Consider the following 2165-nt stretch of genomic DNA (forward strand, 5'->3'; position numbering starts at 1 on the left):
TTGAGCCACTCCCCCGGCTGAAGCACGGGGGATTCTGGCTAGGAGTTGGGTACAGCTTTTCCCACGGTCGCGCAATGCAGTCGGGTATCTGGCTGGACTTTCCTAGCTTTAATGCCATCTGCTCTGCCGGGAACTGACTCACGGGACGAAAGACTAGCCTTCGTACTTGCAGATTGAAAGGCTTGCCATGCGGCATTGAGGATCGACTCCGACCCTTGATAGCTATCTCTAGCTGTCTGCACGTCAAGCATATTGTCAGTGACGAATCGACTCAAATAGGCAGAGAACAAATCGCGCTGCATTACTACGCCTGTCTGGTCGTAATGCACTCGCTCTGACAGGGATTTCTTAACTCGTTCACCCGTCAAATGAGTCTGCGATAATGCCGTTGTCTGAGTCGAGAACTGAGTAAATGAACCGCCAGCACTTTCAGCCTTGCGCTTCAATTCAGATTGAAAATAGCCAGGGGACTTTGCAGAAATGGCCTTCCCATAGCGCTTTTGCCACCCTTTCACCGAGACTTTCTCGGTCTTAACGTCTTTCCCATGCCGCAAGGTATCGTTCACCAATTTGCGGTTCTGAGACTTGGTATAGGCGGTTTTGCGGCGTTCTAATTCCCGCATCTTTCTGGCAGCATTGAGATAGGTCTGAGACTTCTTCCAGCCACGCTTGCCTTTTTTTGACTTACCTTTTTTGGTCACGATCTTTCGACCTTGACGAGCCTCAAAATTGGGCTTGTAGTTGTCGGGATTAGACACCCGTTGCGACCGTTGCATCTGACGTTGCAGAGCTTTGATTTTCCGCTCAAAGGTGGGAACGTTCTCAGCAAATGGCAGCAATCCCGCAGCATTGTCACCCACAAACGCAACGTTGCTAATGTTGAGATCCAGCCCAATCCCGCCGTCACCAACGGTGTTCTTTTTCTTTTGGTACGGTAGTCCTTCTAGAACTAGCTGCACAAACCAGCGACGCTTACCGTTCAGTTCCCGCTTGAGAATGCGGCAATACTTGACCTTGCTGGAAAGTCCATGCACATGAACTGGGTTCTCCCAGTCAATGACAGGTTTCAGATCAAATCCCTTGCCCCAAACGAGACGGTCGTTTAGCCACCTTACCCCCTGCTTATTCCCCTTCCCTTCAATGGAATTGAATCGCCTTGGAACTTTGTATCGAACATTCTTCGCCTTGCCAAACAACACCCGTTCAGAAGCTCTGAACGCTCGTGTCGCTAATGTTTGCACCGAATTGCTATCAATTTTCTGGGCAATCCAAACAGAACGATTCGCCGTCAACGTGGCAAACGCCTGCAATTGGTAATCGGAAAATCGATACTGCTTCCGAGCGTCGGTGAACGCCTCAGAACGTTGCTTTGATTTGAGCGGCAACTTCTTAGCCGCTTGGTAAACCGCCGAGTTGCGAAGTTCTTTGACCCGTCGCATGGCTTCATTCAGGCAGGCGTTATAAAGTTGCCGCCCTGCTTGGAATCGGCTTGACAGTTCAGAATCAGCCTGAGAGTTGACCACTAACGGCAGTTCCAAAATGAACGATGGGGTCTTGCTTCTAGCCACTGCGGGAATCACCTCCTTGGTTGATAAATACTTGATTAACTACATCTACGATGTTAGAGTACTGGTTGATGGATGTCAACATGTCAACCATAGAAGTATGAGAAAAGATTCATCTGGCTACAGGCACAATGACCACTCTGTAGGACTCGTTACCGTTCATCTGGTATGGATACCCAAACGTCGAAAATCCGTTCTAGTGGGCAACATCAGAACGCGATTAGCAGAGATCCTGGAATCAGTTGCGACTGACAAAGGATGGATGATTAAAGCAAAAGAGATTGCACCTGATCACGTTCACATTTTGGTGGAGTATGACGAGCAAACCCCTGTCTGTGAAGTGGTCAGAGCCTTCAAGGGACGCAGTTCTAAACTGTTGCGTGACGAGTTCCCAGAGCTTAAAAAACTGCCATCTCTGTGGACTCGCAGCTATTTCTATGATTCGTCGGGGAAGGTGACAACTGCTAAAGTAATGTCATACATCAATGACCCACACCATACCCGACACTGAAGACACACGGCGGCTCAAGCCGCTTGTTGTGCTTTCCTCCCTGCGCTGAAGCGACAGGGCTACCAGCACTATCCCTTATCCCCTCGTGT

Annotated in this window: 2 protein-coding genes; one reads left to right on the forward strand and one right to left on the reverse strand. The window is 49.5% G+C overall.

Features of this window, described 5'->3' with window-relative positions; all coding sequences use genetic code 11:
- Positions 1–38: 38 nt before the first annotated feature.
- A complete protein-coding gene (locus ACJ2PR_RS35680) occupies positions 39–1568 on the reverse strand; it encodes an RNA-guided endonuclease TnpB family protein (RefSeq protein ID WP_446880608.1) in 1530 nt (509 codons plus the stop codon).
- 97 nt (positions 1569–1665) lie between these two features.
- On the opposite strand from ACJ2PR_RS35680, the gene tnpA reads away from it, so the two are divergent.
- The gene (tnpA, locus tag ACJ2PR_RS35685; RefSeq protein WP_446880609.1) at positions 1666–2076 is read left to right on the forward strand and encodes an IS200/IS605 family transposase; all 411 of its coding nucleotides are present in this window, start codon (positions 1666–1668) and stop codon (positions 2074–2076) included.
- Positions 2077–2165 lie beyond the last annotated feature (89 nt).

The organism is Phormidesmis sp. 146-33 (assembly GCF_052939515.1).